Origin of the sequence: Siminovitchia fortis, assembly GCF_007681465.1 — a bacterium.
GTDB classification, from domain to species: domain Bacteria; phylum Bacillota; class Bacilli; order Bacillales; family Bacillaceae_C; genus Siminovitchia; species Siminovitchia fortis.
On record NZ_VEKZ01000031.1, the window covers coordinates 1 to 18021 of the forward strand.

The 18021-nt window shown below is 45.2% G+C and carries 20 protein-coding genes; 1 reads left to right on the plus strand and 19 read right to left on the minus strand.

Annotation, left to right across the window (positions count from 1 at the left end):
- On the plus strand, positions 1–196 hold a 196-nt coding region (locus FS666_RS20055), incomplete at its 5' end, for a hypothetical protein (RefSeq protein ID WP_222119509.1).
- Positions 197–416: 220 nt separating this feature from the next.
- Here FS666_RS20055 and lysS read toward each other — a convergent pair.
- The 19 genes from lysS to FS666_RS11190 all read right to left on the minus strand — a co-directional run bounded on the left by lysS (position 417) and on the right by FS666_RS11190 (position 18014).
- Positions 417–1904, minus strand: coding sequence for a lysine--tRNA ligase (gene lysS / locus FS666_RS11100; protein ID WP_144462651.1), 1488 nt, complete (start codon positions 1902–1904; stop codon positions 417–419).
- Between the two features lie 166 nt (positions 1905–2070).
- On the minus strand, positions 2071–2289 hold the full coding sequence (locus FS666_RS11105) for a helix-turn-helix domain-containing protein (RefSeq protein ID WP_144462649.1): 219 nt from the start codon (positions 2287–2289) through the stop codon (positions 2071–2073).
- Positions 2241–2768, minus strand: a complete 528-nt coding sequence (folK, locus tag FS666_RS11110) for a 2-amino-4-hydroxy-6-hydroxymethyldihydropteridine diphosphokinase (RefSeq protein WP_144462647.1) — start codon at positions 2766–2768, stop codon at positions 2241–2243. The genes FS666_RS11105 and folK overlap by 49 nt, the downstream gene beginning before the upstream one ends.
- A complete protein-coding gene (gene folB, locus FS666_RS11115; RefSeq protein ID WP_186306541.1) occupies positions 2761–3126 on the minus strand; it encodes a dihydroneopterin aldolase in 366 nt (121 codons plus the stop codon). Before folB ends, folK begins: the two co-directional genes overlap by 8 nt.
- The gene (gene folP / locus FS666_RS11120) at positions 3119–3946 is read right to left on the minus strand and encodes a dihydropteroate synthase (protein WP_144462643.1); all 828 of its coding nucleotides are present in this window, start codon (positions 3944–3946) and stop codon (positions 3119–3121) included. Before folP ends, folB begins: the two co-directional genes overlap by 8 nt.
- A 294-nt stretch (positions 3947–4240) precedes the next feature.
- A complete protein-coding gene (gene cysK, locus FS666_RS11125) occupies positions 4241–5167 on the minus strand; it encodes a cysteine synthase A (RefSeq protein ID WP_144462641.1) in 927 nt (308 codons plus the stop codon).
- Positions 5168–5271: 104 nt separating this feature from the next.
- On the minus strand, positions 5272–6156 hold the full coding sequence (hslO, locus tag FS666_RS11130; protein ID WP_144462639.1) for an Hsp33 family molecular chaperone HslO: 885 nt from the start codon (positions 6154–6156) through the stop codon (positions 5272–5274).
- Positions 6157–6174: 18 nt separating this feature from the next.
- Positions 6175–6939 (minus strand): type III pantothenate kinase, encoded by a 765-nt coding sequence (locus FS666_RS11135; protein WP_120075653.1) that lies wholly within the window; start codon positions 6937–6939, stop codon positions 6175–6177.
- Positions 6940–7044: 105 nt separating this feature from the next.
- Complete coding sequence (gene ftsH, locus FS666_RS11140) at positions 7045–9054, minus strand: ATP-dependent zinc metalloprotease FtsH (protein ID WP_144462637.1); 2010 nt, start codon at positions 9052–9054, stop codon at positions 7045–7047.
- Positions 9055–9152: 98 nt separating this feature from the next.
- A complete protein-coding gene (gene hpt, locus FS666_RS11145) occupies positions 9153–9701 on the minus strand; it encodes a hypoxanthine phosphoribosyltransferase (protein WP_144462635.1) in 549 nt (182 codons plus the stop codon).
- Positions 9698–11110 (minus strand): tRNA lysidine(34) synthetase TilS, encoded by a 1413-nt coding sequence (gene tilS, locus FS666_RS11150; protein ID WP_144462633.1) that lies wholly within the window; start codon positions 11108–11110, stop codon positions 9698–9700. Before tilS ends, hpt begins: the two co-directional genes overlap by 4 nt.
- Positions 11111–11201: 91 nt before the next feature.
- Positions 11202–12143 (minus strand): serine/threonine protein kinase PrkT, encoded by a 942-nt coding sequence (locus FS666_RS11155; RefSeq protein ID WP_144462631.1) that lies wholly within the window; start codon positions 12141–12143, stop codon positions 11202–11204.
- On the minus strand, positions 12112–12894 hold the full coding sequence (locus FS666_RS11160) for a VWA domain-containing protein (protein ID WP_342353791.1): 783 nt from the start codon (positions 12892–12894) through the stop codon (positions 12112–12114). The genes FS666_RS11155 and FS666_RS11160 overlap by 32 nt, the downstream gene beginning before the upstream one ends.
- Positions 12895–12965: 71 nt before the next feature.
- Positions 12966–15452, minus strand: coding sequence for a stage II sporulation protein E (spoIIE, locus tag FS666_RS11165; protein ID WP_144462629.1), 2487 nt, complete (start codon positions 15450–15452; stop codon positions 12966–12968).
- Positions 15453–15799: 347 nt separating this feature from the next.
- The gene (locus tag FS666_RS11170; protein WP_120075642.1) at positions 15800–16198 is read right to left on the minus strand and encodes a S1 domain-containing RNA-binding protein; all 399 of its coding nucleotides are present in this window, start codon (positions 16196–16198) and stop codon (positions 15800–15802) included.
- Between the two features lie 90 nt (positions 16199–16288).
- The gene (locus FS666_RS11175) at positions 16289–16684 is read right to left on the minus strand and encodes an FtsB family cell division protein (RefSeq protein ID WP_120075640.1); all 396 of its coding nucleotides are present in this window, start codon (positions 16682–16684) and stop codon (positions 16289–16291) included.
- A gap of 11 nt (positions 16685–16695) precedes the next feature.
- Positions 16696–17316 carry a spore cortex biosynthesis protein YabQ gene (yabQ, locus tag FS666_RS11180; RefSeq protein WP_120075638.1) on the minus strand — a complete coding sequence of 207 codons (621 nt, stop codon included), beginning with the start codon at positions 17314–17316 and terminating at the stop codon, positions 16696–16698.
- A complete protein-coding gene (gene yabP, locus FS666_RS11185) occupies positions 17313–17618 on the minus strand; it encodes a sporulation protein YabP (protein WP_120075636.1) in 306 nt (101 codons plus the stop codon). The genes yabQ and yabP overlap by 4 nt, the downstream gene beginning before the upstream one ends.
- 132 nt (positions 17619–17750) lie before the next feature.
- Complete coding sequence (locus FS666_RS11190) at positions 17751–18014, minus strand: RNA-binding S4 domain-containing protein (protein WP_120074496.1); 264 nt, start codon at positions 18012–18014, stop codon at positions 17751–17753.
- Between the last annotated feature and the right edge of the window lie 7 nt (positions 18015–18021).

Below are 18021 nucleotides of genomic sequence, written 5' to 3' on the forward strand. Positions count from 1 at the left end.
GGACGTGGCGAACTTAGCCTTTGCTCCCCTGAGTTTGTTTAGCTCAAAAAGCTGGCAATGGTTTAAAACCATTGTCACATCAAAATTATTGACGTTTCGTTTCGTTCAGTTTTCAAAGATCAAACTTGTTCGCCGCTCTCTTGGGCGACTTTTCTATTATACCGCACTCACTCCAGATTGTCAACAACTTTTTTAAAATTATTTTTCAACCTTGTTTGAGGCGACTTTCCTAATATAACATGTTAACCAGTTTAAAGTCAACACTTTTTTGAAACTTTTTTATTGCTTGTTGCTCTCTCGCGAGCAACGATATTAAATATATCACCTTTTTATTTTACGTGCAATAGTTTTTTTGTTTTTTATTACCCTTTCAACAATCAAAAAGAACCCTTGCCGGCACGGCAGGGTTCCAATGATTAATCCCTTTGTCTCATCAGCGGGAAAAGAAGTACGTCTCTTATGGAAGGAGAATTTGTCAACAGCATGACGAGACGGTCGATTCCAATGCCCAGTCCACCTGTCGGCGGCATTCCGTATTCCAGCGCTTCGATAAAATCTTCATCCATTTCATGCGCTTCGTCATTTCCCTGTTCTCTTTCTTCCAATTGTGCTTCGAATCTTTGACGTTGATCGATCGGATCATTTAATTCTGTAAATGCATTTGCATGTTCCCGGCCGACAATAAAAAGTTCGAAACGGTCTGTAAATCTTGGGTCGTCATCGTTCTTTTTCGCAAGCGGTGAAATCTCCACCGGATGCCCGTATATAAATGTGGGCTGAATGAGCTTTTCTTCAACGGCCTGTTCAAAGAATTCATTGACGATATGTCCGTATGTCATATGTTCCGTAATTTCAATATTATGCTCTTTCGCAAGCTGGATCGCTTCCTCATCGGACATTTCTTTCCAGAAGTCCACGCCTGTATGTTCTTTTACAGCATCCACCATATGAAGCCGGCGCCATTTCGGTTCCAGGTTCACGTCATGTTCACCATACTTGATAGAAGTTGTACCAAGCACTTCTTTTGCGATGAAGGCGATCATATTTTCTGTAAGTTCCATAATATCGTTGAAGTCCACGTAGGCTTCATACAATTCCATCATTGTAAATTCCGGGTTGTGCCGTGTTGACACCCCTTCATTTCTGAAAACCCGGCCAATCTCGTACACTTTTTCAAGGCCGCCGACAATCAACCGTTTCAAGTGAAGCTCAATTGCAATTCTCATATAAAATTGCGTGTCCAGCGCATTATGATGGGTAATGAAAGGACGGGCAGCCGCTCCCCCGGCAATAGCATGAAGCATCGGTGTTTCCACTTCCAGGAATCCTTGTCCATCCAAATAGCGGCGCATGGATTGGATGATTTTGCTTCGTGCGATAAAAGTTTCCCTGCTATTTTCATTGGTAATCAAATCGAGATAGCGCTGGCGATAACGCTGCTCTACGTCTTTTAATCCGTGGAATTTTTCCGGAAGCGGGCGCAACGCCTTCGTAAGCAATGTAAATTCGTTTGCTTTTATGGACAGTTCGCCCACTTTTGTCTTGAAAATAGTCCCTGTTAAACCGACTATATCCCCGAGGTCGACTGTTTTAAAAATATCATACTGTTCCTCGCCTACCGCATCCTGGCGGACATATATCTGAATTTGGCCCGTCAAATCCTGGATATGGGCAAATCCGGCTTTTCCCTTTCCACGCTTCGTCATGATCCGGCCGGCAATCGTCACCGACTGATTCATTTCCTCAAGTTCTTCTTTTGTTTTTGCTTCATATTTATCTTTAATATCTTTTGTTAATTCGGTACGTTCGAACCGTTTACCGAACGGATCGATCCCACTTTCCCGCAAAGATATCATTTTGTCGCGCCTTACCTGAAGTTGATCATTCAACTCTTCCTGACTCATCTTTTCCACTCCAATCTTATAATAAAGCCATTCCTCATTTTCATATTGTACCTAAAATTAAAGAGCTAGGCATCTTTCTATAAAAAAACTGCCAGCTAATGGCAGCAAATCACCTTTTTATTGTCCAGCTGCGGCCGCTAGGGGCTCGAGGTCGCTTCCAAGGGTTTTATTTATCCAACTCATCCGGCGGCGTCAATTCCTCGATGGGAACTGTAAGCACATCGGAAATTTGTTTGAGTATCTGTTCTGACGGAAGACGGCTTCCCCGTTCAATTTCTCCCAAAACCGATACGGATATTCCAATTTCCTTTGCCAGACCTTCCTGGGTGCGCCCCTTCAGCTTCCGAAAAGCCCGGATCCGCCTCCCCCATTTATCTGTTTCCATAACCGAACACCTTCTTTATCAGGTATTTCGCTTAGCACTTCAACCAAAGAAACATTTTGATGCGGGAGTCTCACTTTTCCATCAATCTCCAATAACGGAACAAGGACAAATGCACGCTCGGTCATTCGAGGATGAGGAATCTGCAAGTCCTCCATCCTAATATTTTCGTTATTATACAATAAAATGTCAAGGTCGATTTTTCTGGGGCCCCATCTGAATTCCCTTACCCTTCCAAGCCGTTGTTCAACATGAAGGCATCGGGTTAAAAGTTCACGGGCTGAAAGTGAGGTTTTAATTTTAACAGCTATATTTAAAAAGGGGTCCTGGTCTGTATATCCGACAGGGTCCGTTTCATAAATGGAAGATACTTTTTCAACCTCAATTCCATCTGTCTGGTCCAATTCCCTGACTGCTTCTTTCAACCATTTCTCCCTGTCGCCGATATTGGAGCCAAGCGATAAAAAGGCTATATTATTCATGACGGTCCCTCATAATTTCAACAGCAACGGAATCATAAATTCCTTTGATCGGCGGATTCGGTTTGATCACTTTCACGTGGACCCGCTCAACGGAATCAAACCGGCCCAAAATGTCACCGGCAATATTTTCAGCCACCGCTTCGACGAGATCGAATCTTTTACCTTCAACGATTTCTTTACAAAGCGTATAAACGTCCGCATAATTGATCGTTTTTTCCAGATCATCCGAACGCCCGGCGGCCCGCAGGTCCGTTTCCATTACGACATTCACCCGAAAACGCTGTCCAAGGACAGTTTCCTCCGGAAAGACGCCGTGATAGCCGTAAAACTCCATTTCGTTCAGGTAAATTTTATCCACTCTGCTCCCCCTTTTCCAACAGGACATCCATCATGGCGGACATGCGGCTTATTTCTTTTACATCATGAACACGCATGATATGGCATCCCTGCTGAATTCCATAACAGACAGTTGCGCCCGTTCCTTCCATTCGTTCCTCAACAGGAAGATCAAGTGCAGTTCCGACCATCCGCTTCCGGGAAGTCCCAAGCAGTACCGGATATCCCAGGCCGACAAGTTTATCAAGATTTCTCATCATGATAAGATTTTCATGGTAGTCCTTAGCAAATCCGATTCCGGGATCAAGGATGATGCTGCTGTCCGGAACACCCGCATTTTTGGCAATGGAGATGCTCTCATATAAATCATTCAGTACATCACGGATAAAGTTTGTGTAGTCACGGTTATCCCTGTTATGCATCAAAACAATCGGCACATCCCGCTCGGCCGCCACGGCCGCTATCTCAGGATCTTTCTTCGCTCCCCATATGTCGTTGATGATATGAGCGCCCGCCATCACCCCCGCATCGGCTGTTTTCGCTTTATACGTATCGATGGAAATTGGAGCCTGAACAGCGTTTGCGACCGCTTGAATCACAGGAAGTACCCTGTCAATCTCTTCTTCGGCTGAGACCGGTTCATGGCCGGGACGGGTGGATTCGCCGCCAACATCAATGATATCAGCGCCATCTTTCACCATTTTCTTTGCGTGCTCAACTGCATTGTCCAAGGCATTAAAACGACCGCCATCCGAAAAGGAATCGGGAGTGACATTCAAAATACCCATAATCAACGTTTTTTGATTGCAATCCAGTTTGTACTTTCCACAGTGGATGATCATTGTTTCACCTTCATTCTTTCATTTCAACGTCTTTTAAGTGTAACCCTTTAATTGATAAATGAAAAATAAAAGACAAGCCCTTATTCGGACTTGCCTTTTAACACCAAGCTGTTTGTACGTCGCTAAGCGGGCGCCTTCGCTTTTCTTTTGTCCAGCTACAGCGCCTATCGACTAGCAGACTTCGTGCTTCCTCCTACGATAAGTCAACATCGGCTCCTTCGTCGCCGTGTTTCCTTTATCTCGTCGGAAGCACTCCAGTCTGTACGTCGATAAACAGGCGCTTGCGCTTTTCTATTAATCCTCAAATTGATACAAAGGGGTGCTTAGGTAGCGCTCACCGTTGCTTGGGATGATCGCTAAGACTTTTTTGCCTTTGCCGAGCTTTTTGGCAACGGATAATGCTGCATTAATGGCAGCACCGGAGGAAATACCGCCAAGGACGCCTTCTGCTTTGGCAGCTTTCCTGGCTGTTTCGAATGCATCCTCATTGGAAACCGTAATGACTTCATCGTAGATGTCCGTGTTTAATACCTTTGGAACAAATCCCGCTCCAATGCCCTGGATTTTATGGGGACCTGGCTTTCCTCCGGATAATACGGGAGAGTCCTTCGGTTCAACAGCATAAATTTTGATGTCAGGATATTTTTCTCTCAATACTTCACCCGCACCGGTAATGGTTCCTCCTGTACCGATTCCGGAAATAAAAGCATCAAGCTGGTCGCCCATCTGTTCAACGATCTCTTTTCCGGTTGTTTCATGGTGAATTTTTGGATTGGCACTGTTTTCAAATTGCTGAGGAAGAAAATAGCCGTGTTCTTCCGCCAATTCATTGGCTTTTTTAATCGCGCCGTTCATTCCTTCCGCACCAGGAGTCAACACCAATTCCGCTCCATAGGCACGCAAAAGATTGCGCCTTTCCATGCTCATTGTATCAGGCATGACAAGAATCGCACGGTATCCTTTGGCCGCAGCAACCATCGCAAGGCCGATCCCCGTATTTCCGCTTGTCGGCTCGATCAGCGTATCTCCTTCTTTTAATTTCCCTTCTTTTTCGGCAGCTTCAATCATTGCCAAGGCAATACGGTCTTTTACGCTGCTTCCGGGATTCATGTATTCAAGTTTTAAATAAACCTCAGCACTGTCCTCATCAACCAGGCGGTTCAGCTTCACAATCGGGGTGTTGCCAATTAAATCCGTAATCGAGTTTGCAATTCGTGACATTTTTCCTCCACCTCTAATTCCGAGTAATTTTATTGGTTTATTTAAAATTACCACGTTGCGGTCCCTCTGTCAACGGGAATGTTTCTTATTTTAGTAAAAAGTACTTACGCCTTTTTGGCCTCTTCCAATATTTCTTCCAGCTCTTCTTTTGTAAAATGATATTCTGCATTGCAAAAATGGCATTGCGTATCGGCTTTTCCGTCCTCCGTAATCATATCTTGGATTTCCGATTTACCCAAGCTCATAATTGCCCGCCCAAACCGTTCTTTGGAACAGGCGCATCTAAATTCCACGGGCATTTTTTCAATAATCCGGACATTTTCTTCACCAAGCAGTCGGTTCAGGATTTCTTCAGGCGTCAGTCCTTCCTGGATCATTTTAGAAATAGGCGGAGTCTTGTTGATGCTCTCCTCAATTTTACTTATCGTCTCTTCATCCGTTTCCGGCATCAATTGGATGATAAAGCCCCCGGCCGCAAGAATGGAGTTATCGGGATTTACGAGCACACCGACTCCGACGGATGAAGGGGTCTGTTCAGATACGGCGAAATAATAGGTGAAATCTTCTCCCAATTCCCCGGAGACTATCGGAACTTGCCCGGAAAAGTTTTCCCTGAGCCCGATATCTTTCACAACCGTCAATGTGCCGTTTGTTCCCACTGCCCGCCTCACATCAAGCTTGCCTTTGTCATTCAAATCAAAATGAACCTGGGGATTGGTCACATATCCGCGCACATGCCCTTTCGCATCTGCATCTACGATGACCGGTCCGATCGGGCCGTCGCCCTCCACCTTTACAGTCAGCTTCTCCTCCCCTTTTAACATGGCGCCCATCATGACACCCGCCGTCGTTGCCCTGCCAAGGGCCGCGGAAGCTGTCGGCCAGGTATGATGCCTTCGCTGCGCTTCCCCAACCGTCTCCGTGCTGTTGACCGCATATGCGCGGACTTGTTTATCATAGGCCAGAGCTTTGACCAAATAATCACTCATCACAGTACACCTCTTAACTTAAATATTTCTTTTGTAAATTAAATGCAGGCCCTTTAATGTCAGGTCATAGTCAACAATATCAATCAATTTCGTTTCAGATGAAATCAGACTGGCCAGCCCGCCGGTGGCAATGACAGTCGGTTTCTTTTTACTCTTCTCAAAAATCCTGTTCACAATTCCCTCAACTTGTCCGACAAATCCAAATAAAATTCCCGCCTGCATGGCCGCTACCGTATTTTTACCGATAATTTCGTCCACATGGGTAATTTCAATCCGCGGAAGCTTGGCAGCTTTGGAGTATAGGGCTTCCGTTGATATGCCGATACCCGGGGCAATCACCCCTCCTGTATATTCGGCTTTTTCATTGATATAACAAAATGTGGTCGCTGTCCCAAAATCAACGATAATCAGCGGGCTGCCATATTCCTGTATTCCTGCCACCGCGTTCACAATCCGGTCTGCACCGACTTCGCGGGGATTTTCGTATTTTATATTTAATCCTGTCTTTATGCCAGGCCCTACAATCAAAGGCTTAACCTTAAAATACTTTTTACACATTTTTTCCATCGTAAACATAATCGGGGGTACGACAGAAGAAATGATAATTCCGTTTATGTGGTCAAAGCGAATCCCCACATGTTCAAATAGAGACTTGATCACCATGCCATATTCATCTTCCGTTTTATGCCGGTTTGTTTCAATCCGCCAGTGATATTTTAAGTAGTCATTGTCGTAAACACCGAGGACCGTATTTGTATTTCCCACATCCAAAACAAAAATCAACCTTCTCACCAACTTTTACAAGACTTTTTCTTCACACATCATACCACTAAAGCCATTCGGCCTAAAAGAAAAAGACACCGATCTATATCAGTGTCTTCGATGAGTTTACTCTTTATTATCCGGGTCCGCATCATTTGGATCAGACGGTTTTGTAGGTCCCAATTTCTCAGGGGGACCAAACGGATCTTTTGGACGATTTTCATCAATGGCCAAAGAATTATCTTGTTCTTCTTCCTTCGGGAGAAGCGTCACTTTAGGCTCATCGTTGTTTTCTTTATCTAAATTCGAGGAGCGCTCCGGCAATTTGCCGGTATCGAACAGGCTTCGGATCTGTTCAGCATCTAACGTTTCCACCTTCAACAAGGTTTGAGCAATTATTTCCAGCTTGTCACGATGCTTCGTCAGAATTTCTTTGGCACGGGCATAACATTCTTTGATGATGCGCTGGATTTCCTGGTCTATTTCAAAAGCGATGGCATCTGAGTAGTTTTGCTCATTATGCAAATCCCTGCCCAGGAATACCTGGCCGCCTTGAGCCTGGCCGAATTGAAGTGGTCCAAGCTTATCGCTCATTCCGTATTCAGTAACCATCTTGCGTGCGATGTTTGTTGCCCGCTGGAAGTCGTTATGAGCGCCGGTAGACACCTCTCCGAATGTAATTTCTTCCGCCACCCGGCCGCCGAGCAAGCCGGTGATTTTATCAAGCAGCTCCGGCTTTGTCATAAAGTAGCGGTCTTCTTTCGGAAGCATGACGGCATAGCCGCCCGCCTGCCCCCTTGGAACAATCGTTACCTTATGAACAACATCGGCTTCATCAAGGACCAATCCGATGACAGTATGTCCGCCTTCATGATAGGCAACAATATTTCTTTCTTTCTCGGAAATGACCCTGCTTTTCTTGGCTGGTCCCGCTATGACCCTGTCTGTCGCTTCATCGACGTCATCCATGTCAATTGTCTTTTTATTCCGGCGGGCTGCAATCAAGGCCGCTTCGTTCAACAGGTTTTCCAAGTCGGCGCCTGAAAAGCCCGGTGTCCTCATGGCGATCGATTTGAGGTCAACCGAATCATCAAGCGGCTTATTTCTCGCATGAACCCTGAGAACCGCTTCTCTTCCGTTGACGTCAGGACGGTCAACAGTAATTTGACGGTCAAAACGTCCTGGGCGCAATAACGCCGGGTCGAGGATATCCGGGCGGTTTGTGGCCGCAATGATGATGATCCCTTCGTTTTCACCAAATCCGTCCATTTCAACGAGCAATTGGTTCAACGTCTGCTCCCGCTCGTCATGTCCCCCGCCAAGGCCGGCGCCGCGCTGGCGGCCGACAGCATCAATTTCATCAATGAATATCATACAAGGTGCATTTTTTTTCGCATTCTCGAACAAATCACGAACCCTCGATGCACCGACACCTACGAACATTTCCACGAAATCGGAACCGCTGATTGAGAAAAACGGGACACCCGCTTCCCCTGCAACCGCCCGCGCAAGCAACGTTTTACCTGTTCCAGGCGGTCCAACAAGCAAAATCCCTTTAGGAATACGTGCTCCCAATTCGGAGAACTTCCTGGGGTCTTTCAAAAAGTCTACGACTTCCACTAATTCCTGCTTCTCTTCATCAGCACCCGCTACGTCTTTAAAGCGGACTTTCTTCTTCTCCTCGCTATACAGCTTCGCTTTGCTCTTTCCAAAGTTCATGACACGGCTTCCGCCGCCTTGTGCCTGATTGAGCAAGAAGAAAAATAAAATAAAGATGATGATAAATGGGATGATCGTTGTGAAAAAGGATACCCAGCCGCTCGTTTCTTTTGCCGGCATAACCTCCACTTCCGATGCAGCCGCATCGATCCGGTCAAGCATTGCAGGATTATTCATGACATATGTCATGAAATGCTCGCCCTCTTTGGCGCCTTTCAACTGGCCTACGACCTCATAAACGCCTCTTTCGGGCTGTATGGAGAATTCTTTAATATCCCCATTTTCCAAGTGCGTGACAAATTCTTTATACGATATATTTTGTGTCGTTTCATTGGTATTGTTAAACCAGCTCACAATGCCGATGAGAACGAGAAAGATAAGTAAATAAAAAATTGTATTTCTAAAGATCCGGTTCATCCCTAGCCTCCTCCCGCGGTCAAAAAACTATATTCAATAGTATCATAGTCATTTCGGACTTTACAACAATTCACCATTGCAATTTTGCCTATCTTTCACTATTTGTCATTATTGCCATATACCTCTGGTTTCAAAACTCCTATATATGGAAGGTTCCGGTACTTCTCAGCGTAATCGAGCCCGTAACCGACAACAAAAGCATTTGGAACAACAAAGCCCACATAGTCCGCTTTTAAATTCGCTTTTCTTCCTTCCGGTTTATCAAGCAGCGTCACAATTTTGATCGATTTCGCTTTTCTGTAACGGAAAAGATCTACAAGATAGCTCAACGTAACCCCGCTGTCGATGATATCCTCAATAATCAGAATATCCCTGCCTTCAACAGGCGTATTCAAGTCCTTTAAAATCTTCACTTCTCCGGAAGAGGTTGTGGACATGCCGTAACTTGAAACATCCATGAAGTCCATTTCCAAATAAGTATCGACCCTTTTTAAAAGGTCTGCCATGAATGGCATGGCCCCTTTTAAAACGCCGATGGCGAGAGGAAATCGGCCTTCGTACTCCTCTGTGAGCTGCTTACCGAGCTCCCGGATTTTCTCTTCAATTTCCTTTTCGGTAATCAATACCCTTTCAATGTCATTTTTCATTGCCTTTGCTGCCCCCCAGAGGTTCTGTAATACAATATATATCGATGTCCATGGCATTGAGGTCCCGCGTCGTATATGGATTTTTTCAATCCCGGAACCCATAGTATCTGATTTCGCCGGTCGGTTATGACCGGCCAGCAGTCCCGCTGGAGTCTAGGGATTTTTTCATCGATGAACAGATCTTTTAATTTCTTCGTTCCATTCATTCCTTTAACCCGGATCCGGTCTCCCGCCCTCCGGGTCCGTACAATAAGCGGCAGCTTGATTTCTGTTTCATTCAATACAATATAATCTTCATCGCCGCCTGCATAAATGTCCGAGTCCTTCTCCATACGGACGGTCCCTCCGTCCGGAAGGATAATTTCCCGTCCGGCACTTAATTCGTACTCATATCCGGTCGCCCGTTTTGTATCATCAAACGAAAAAACGCAGTGGCCATAGGAGCGGGCGACTTGTAATCCAAGGGGAAGATCCAGCCTGCCTGAAGGGTTTTCCCCCTGCAGCAGCTCCCTGATCAACCCGGCATGCCATGCGGTCACATGTGTTACATTTTTCTTATAAAGATAGCTTAATATTAGATGAATACCCCTCCTTTGTAAAGGCAAAGGCATTTGTAAAAAAGAAGGAATATCAAGCTGTATTTTTCCATTTTCAAACACGGATGCCCCCTTGATTTCCCGTTCGGCCAGTGCTTCCAAATAGGCTTCATCTTCCAGTAAATCTTCGCTGAAACGTTGAAAATGTTCATGAACTTGTTGATTTTCTCGTTTGAGGACCGGCAATACTTCTAAACGGAAACGGTTCCTTGTATAGGCCGGCTTTTCATTGCTGGGGTCAATTCTGGGCTTCAATTGGTGAAACGCGCAGTATTCCTCGATTTCCTCTTTCGTCACCCCGAGAAGCGGGCGGATCAATGTTCCGTTGCCAAATGGCCTGGCTGGCTGGATTCCGGCACGTGACTTACCGCTGCTTCCTCTTGTCAAGCGCATGAGAATCGTTTCGATTTGGTCATCCGCATGCTGTGCAACAGCGAGCTTATCTGCACCAAGCTCCTTCATGACCGATTCAAAAAAACGATAACGGTGCTTCCTCGCTGTCTCTTGCATCCCTTTATTCTCCATCTCCATTTTCTGTTTGATATCGATGGAAGATGCCTTCATTTCCAATTGATTCTGCTTACAGTAGGCTTTTACAAATTCCAGATCCTGGGCAGACTCTTCGCCCCGGAGCATATGATCTACATGGACCACCGCCAGCCTGATGTTGAAAAACCCTTTTCTTTTCACCAAAAAATCAAGCATGGCCATCGAGTCCGGGCCTCCGGACACAGCAGCCAGCACAAAGTCTCCGCGGTCCAAAAGCCCGTGTCTTTTAATAAAGCTCAATGTCTTTCTCTCAAAGTCCAGCATCTGTCATCTATTCCCTTACTCCTATAAATAAAACGCTTGTTATATCCATCAGTTTACCATTTTCGAAAAGGAACCTCACGCAACTTCCCTTCTATAATAAAAATAAATATATGTATAGGCCATACAAAAATGACGTGACAAGAAGAACACCCGCTGTCTCATGCAGCGAGCCTTTTCTTCCCTGGCCTTGCCGCTTTTTCGCTGAATGTTTTTGGGACCTGGAGTTCCGAAAAGAAAGCCTTCCAAGCAGCTCGTTTTTCATATCTCCGGCGTTCCGGTATTTCCCTTCAAGCGCTTTAATCAAAACGGGCTCGAAGCAGCGAAGTTCCGGCTCTTTTTTAATCATTTCCTTCAATTGGTCCAATCCGCTCCCTTTTCTGGTAAACCTGGAGGGATAATATACATTGATCATCAGCATGGCTGTTGAAAAAATATCGTAGGAGGGCTCCGCCTTTCTGGAGCCCAGCCCCCAATAGCCCCTGTCGAAAAACTCCGTGAATTCCTTGATCGAGCGCCCCATTTTCGTTGTTCCCCCCACATCAATGCAGCGAATTCTTGTCCGGGGATGGGATACGATGAGATTTTCAGGTTTCAAATCGCCAAAAATCCAGCCTTGCCTGTGCATCTGTTCCAATATATCCAACAGCTGTATAATCAATATCCCTGCCCAATGCCGTCCTTTGTCACGGACAAAAGCGAGCAGGACTGGCCCTTCGATATATTCCATCACATAAAAGGGGATTGTCTTTTTCCCTCCTCTTTCCCAATCATCCACATCCAACAAAGAAGGTCCAAGGACTGGCCCCTGGACCTTTGAAAAAGCTTTGAGCACATTTACCTCCGATATGATGGACATGCTGTCGCCGCTCATTTTTAAAGCAACATACCCATCTTTTCCTTTCGCAAGGTACACAACACCGTTTGCCCCGCTGCCAAGTTGTCTGATGATGGTATAACGCTGTCTGTGCCATTTGCCGCTTACAAGGGTCCCCGGCGGAAAATTACATTGTTTCGTCCAGGAATTGTTCTTCATCTCTCCGGAGAAGCCCCCTTAATGAGCGGTTTTTTGGGAAAGAGGCAACAGCTTCGCGAATTGCCGGACCCGTAGGTGTAACCCCGCCTGCAGCCAATTTTGGAAAAACGCTGGTCAGCTTGTCCAGCTGAGGCGTCCAGTCCAGCAGCATCCCTACTTCTTCTCTTTTGCCGGGAAAAACATACACGGAAAAAGAATTTTTCCCTGACCGCGCATTCAAACTCAAGGACAGATCAAGCAGCGCCTCTTTCACTGTCGGAAGTTTGAATTTCATGCTGGCGCTTGTATCGATGAGAACGAGGACTTCCAAATCGGATGTTTCTCCCAGTTCATCGACCACTTCCATCACCTCGCCCCTTTGGTCAGGAGGAAGCTCTTCAAGGGATGTATCGCTTCCCAATATTTGCCGCAGCTCCCGATTCACAACGCCCTGCAAAGTTTGCGTCATCGCTTTCCTTGTAACCATTTGAACAGTTTCAGACAATTTTTCCGCGTATACAATTTGACTGATTCCGCCGCCGGCCATCGCAATTCCTTCGATCTCTGCCATTCCTTTTTCATCTATCACATCATTTTCCAACACGCCAATCACATTGACGGTAATGCCGTTTTCCTGTGCAAGCGATGCCATGGCTACCGGATCTTCCCCCTGATTGGAGCAGCCGTCCGTAATAAGTAATATTTGTTTTAACGTGCCTTTTTTCACTTTCTTTTCCTCCGTTTCCGTTCGCGGCCGCCGGCCGCTTGACATGCTATCATCCTCGCCGGATTAGGAGGTTTTTATACCTTGCTTTAATGCGGTAAAGGGGGCTCATCCCCAAACTAGCTTGCTCCGGACAAGGCCGTTTTCTTTCTAACCGGGATTGCTGCCCATTTTGGCACATTCCGCTTTATTTTTGCCGTAACAATCGTCATATCGTCCTGTATCACACCTGAACGGGTTCGGATCACCTCTTCCATAATAAGGTCGGAAACAGCCTGCGGATCATCTGTCTGCAGCTCTTTCAGCTTTCTTTTCATCCATAGTTCATAATTTTCCACATGCTTCGGCCCTTCAAATACACCGTCACTCATCATGACGATCAAATCTCCATCCCGAAGCTGCTCGGTGACGACATCGAAATCAAATTCCTCTAAAATTCCGATAGGCAAATTGCCGGTTTCAATCTTTTTAATTTTATTTCCCCGCTTGATGAAGCTCGGTGTTGAACCGATTTTTAAAAACTTGGCTTCAATTGTCTGCAGATCAATCATGGCCAAGTCTAGGGTGGAAAAAATCTCATCATCGGTCCTTAACGATAAGACGGAGTTGATCGATTTTATGGCCACCTTTTCTTCAATGCCGGACTGAAGGATCTTCTGTAATAATTTCAATGTTTCATTGCTTTCCTTATGGGCTCTCTCTCCGTTTCCCATACCGTCGCTTATGGCAAGTGCATATTTCCCTCCTCCCAGTTCAATTGTTGAAAAACTGTCCCCTGAAAGAAAACCCCCTCCTTTTGCCGCGTGGGCTACCCCCGTTTCAACCACATATGCTTTAGCCGAACGCAGCGTCACGTAATGATATCCATTTGGATATTCCACGTCTTCTTTGTTTTGGACAACTACCGTTTCGCCCATGATGTCAGAAATGAGCGGGGCGATCAGTTTTTCACATTCGCCATTTCCGTACCAATCCGGAATCATCACATCAATATCGATACTGCCGGCCTCCAGGTTGTAAATTTCTACATATTCAATGTCAATCCCGAAATCCTGCAAGGCATCCAGCAGCATCTCTTCCTGCTTGTGGTGATTGTTCTGCTCACGCTTGATTTCTTTTGCAAAATCACCCATCACTTCTGAAACACCGAGAAGCTGTTCCGCCACAAGCTTTCTGCTTTCCTGAACCTGCCGTTTCAACTTTTGGTTCGCCTGGTAAACGGCCAGTTCCTGATGAACGGCGTTCCTTACATTCCCAGCCCTGTTGCAGTGCTTTTCCAGCTTGCGATGGACGGGCCTCGGCAGCACCCCGGATTCTTCATCTATTTCATGCATAATATTTTTCATCAGGTCATATGTTTTATCAAAGTTCTCTCCCCAGCATTTATCCTTTCTGAAACACATCTGGCAGGTTTTTTCTGTGACATTGCTTAAAAACAGATCGAATTCCCGTTCGTCATCAGCGGAATCCTTCCATTTTTCCGGTTCAGAGAAGCTGTCCGAAAGCGCTTCAAAAACAGAAGAGAACTGTTCCACTCTCCGGACAGTGATATCACGGACTTTTCTGGCATACTGCTGCTGGTCCTGGGCATACTCGGCCGTGCCGGGAATATGGCGTGCCAGTTTTTCTATCAATGTATACGGAGTAAGGAGCAAGAGGATGACAGCCACGGACGATTCATACATTGTCAAGGTCAGCGCACCGCTTCCTTCTCCATAAATGCCGATGAGCAAAGTGGCAACAAGAAGACCTATCGCTGTACCGGCCCGTTTGCCCTCTTTCAGCAATCCACCCAGCAGTCCTGCAAACGCAAGCAGGCTCATTTGGTAAAAGCTGGACATGCTGGCCAGACTGAAGATAAGTCCGGTCACTACGCCGACAGTCGACCCGACAGTGGCACCGGCTGTAAAAGCAAACAAGATCACAAGATATCTGGATAAAATATGTTCAATGGATAAACCGTAAATGGCCCAGCCGATTGTTCCCGTCATGACGGATGCAAGCATGATAATCAAGCTGATGACCTCTTCCGTTTTTAAAGGCTTGGCTCTTTTCCCTGTCGTCAAGAAAGGAGTGCTTTGGATAAAGATAAAGACAAGGACCAATGAAAGGCCTGCCTCCACAGCGGCCATGAATACATCATAGTTCGTAAAGGCCTGTCCGTTTCCGGCATATATAAAAAGGCACTTTGTAAAGAAGGAAATAAAGAATACATAATAAGGCATTGCTTTGATCGGCATGACGTGCAGCCTTTCCAGCAAGCGAAAACTCACAAGAAAAATGGCGCAGGTTGAAAAAATAAATAATGTGTTTCCCAAGGAAATTGTCAGAGAGCCAGCCAACAGGCCAAACAGCACAAGAGGTGCGTTTTTTCTTCTTGTCATAAAAATGGCTGCAAAAAATGGCAAAGCGAACGGAGTCAATTGTGATAAAATCAGCGCCCGTCCAAGCAAGACACTTACAATCAGCAGCGCGAGCCCTTTTTGAAGAAACAAATACTCCATTTTCTGCTGAAATCTCTTTAACCCGCTTGAAAAATCAAGGTCTGTCCCTTGTAAACTTGCAGTCCCGACGGATTCGACCATGCTTTGATCTCCCTTTTCCATTTTCATCTCTCCCCCGCAAATAAATAATTGTTACCCATTATAAGGGGACAAATCCTAAAACTTTGTCACTTTAAAGGATGTGTACCCAAGATTCGTTCGACTAAATTGGGCAATAAGATGAGCAATCAGCCTAGGAAAGTCGAGCGGGAGAAAGGAGCGTCGAAAGGCCCCAAATAGAAGATACTTTACATGAAGATTGTTGGAGGGATTCAGAAAAAGCAAAAAAGCGAACAGAACTTTTTCATGGTTCTTTCGCTTTTCATTCTTTAAATGGAATAAGTCCAGTATTGTCCTTTTCTTTAGATCCGAAAGGATTCGTCCGGCCTATATGTTAAAGAGACAGCAAGTTATCCTCGTCTGGAGCCGCGTCCACCTCTTTTAGACTCGGTGTTGCGCTTTAAAGATGACAACCGGTCTTCACTTTCTTTCAAGAAGCGATTCATCTTTTGCTCAAAACTTTCCTTTGAGCGAAAATCGTTCGCTCTTCCTTGTCTTGAACGGGAAGGCGGCTGATCTTTGGCTTTTCGGATTGACAGCCCAATTTTTCCGTCCTTCTCAACATTTAAGACCTTTACAAGCACTTCTTCGCCAACTTTTAAATGTTCATTGATATCCTTAACATAATTGTCGGCCACTTCACTAATGTGAACAAGACCTGTCGAGCCCCCGGGCAACTCAACAAATGCCCCAAAATGAGTGATGCCTGTTACTTTACCTTGTACCTTGCTGCCTACTTCAATCGACATAAAAAAATTTATCCTCCTTAAAGTGTTTACAAAATAAACCTTACTTTATATTATAGCGAAATTAAAAAAAAAGTGTCAATATGAGCCCTTTTAATCCTTTTCTTTATCTTTGTCTTTGTCCTTTGGAATGTTAAAAATGATTTCACCTTTATCAGAGAGGAAATATTCACTTCTGGCAAGCTTGGCAATATATTCATCATCATTCAGTTTGACAATCTCGTTTTCAAGCATCAATTGTCTTTTCTCAAGCTTGGCCAATTTTTCTTCTGCCCGGGCTTTTTCTTCTTCCTTCGCTTTCAAGGCAGACTCCCTTGAGACAAGGGTTGAGATCAACAAGGTGCAAACGACAATTGTGAATACAAGGAAAACGGATAGGCGGCGGACCAGCAATTTCCTTCTTCTAGCTGCCGAACGTGCAGAAACTTCTTGTTCAAGCATATAATTATTTTCCAGTGAAGTAACAGTGTTTTTTGGCTTAACGCCCATCCATAAACCTCCTATCTCTTTTTTCGAAAGAAATTCATAACTTTAATGATTGTATTCTTGCTGCCTTTTAAATATCCTGCTATTGTTTTTCGCAATTGAACGACAAATTTTTCCACTGATTCGGGGATCACTTTTTTCAATATCCATACAAATGGCTTAAAAACGGTCTTTAGCACCCATTTTACCATTATCCAGACTATTTTTACAAGAGACAATAACAGCCCATATACATAAAGAATAATGGCAGCCAGCAGAATGCACAGTCCTCTGGCGGGCTTGTACACCAATAAGTAAAAGGTCCTGTAAATCAATCTGGCGACGGCCTTAACCAATTGGATCAGCGATTCCAGAAGCTTAAGGTAGATTTTTTTAAAAAGGGCCTGGTAGGCTGAAAAGCCGCAAAGCAGTGCCAGAAAAAGATAAAATCTCAGCTCCCCGTAATTTACCAGAAAAAGAACGTAAAAGATGATGATCCCTTGTATGAACCAAAACAGGAGATCATTTAAAAAGACGATCCACTTTTTCCTTTTGCCCCGTTTTAAAAACCGCTGATACGTATCAAGCGTTGCACCAAAGAGGCTTCCCATTCCAATCATGGCAAGCAGGGTATAAAATTGGACAGGAAGACTCATTTGAACAACTTGCCAAAGAACCCTTTAGCTTTCCCTCCGTCATGATCATCGAGGTAGACAATGTCATAGACTTTCCCTTTAATTGAGACGATTCCCTTATCGACATCAAGGTTTTTCATTTGCAGGCTGTGGCCCCGGATTGCCAGAAAGCCCATGACAGTTTCAAGCAAAAATTCTTCATTATCAAAGCTTTCCACCTGCTTCACACCTGTAATATCAATTAATCTGCGTCCCCGCATCACAAGGTCATGATCAGGTACAGTCCCTTTTCCGGCTTGATTCGGATCATAGTATTGGCTCATCTTCATCCCTCTTTTTCGCACGGATTTTGTTACATATTTATGTGCTTGTGGGAGGGAATAGAACAAGCCCTTGAAATATGAAAATGTCGGAAAAAAATCGGGTGCTTTATTATCCGCACCCGATCCACTTCGTTATTCTTCCTCTACACGCTCTTCCTTCAACAGACGGTACATGTTGGCCGCATCTTCCTTTTTCGTGGAATCTTGCAATTCTTCCACCTTGACCGTGACAATCTTCTGCCCGAAACGAATGGACAGCTCGTCACCGACCTTCACATTGGAGCTTGCCTTCGCCTGCTGGCCGTTGATTGAGATCCTCCCCTTGTCCGCAACTTCTTTGGCAAGGGGGCGTCTTTTGATCAGCCGTGACACTTTTAAAAATTTATCCAGCCGCATCGTTGCC